General features: G+C 71.0%; 1 protein-coding gene. It reads right to left on the minus strand.

Translation table 11 applies throughout. The features are described from left to right. A partial coding sequence (locus GL263_RS27965; protein ID WP_182858486.1) for a transposase occupies positions 1 to 255 on the minus strand: 255 nt, incomplete at both ends.

The raw sequence follows: 255 nt of genomic DNA on the forward strand, positions 1-255 counted from the left end.
ACGTCGGTCCAAGGCCAGTGGCGTGCGAACCTCAGGTGCCGGCGGCGGGCGGTGGTGACGATCTGGGCGGCGGCGGAGAGAAGGCGGAACCGGAGACTGCGGGGCTCCCACCTGCGGTTTTCGCCGGTCAGAGCGAGCATCGGCATCCAGGCCAGCAGGTCCAGGGCGAGCTGGACGATCTCCAGCCAGATCTGGTTCTGCGCGGTGTTGTGCAGGGGCAGGTTGCGCAGGCCGGTGGCCCGGGCGGCCCGGATG

Origin of the sequence: Streptomyces durbertensis (genome assembly GCF_014156695.1) — a bacterium.
Classification (GTDB): domain Bacteria; phylum Actinomycetota; class Actinomycetes; order Streptomycetales; family Streptomycetaceae; genus Streptomyces; species Streptomyces durbertensis.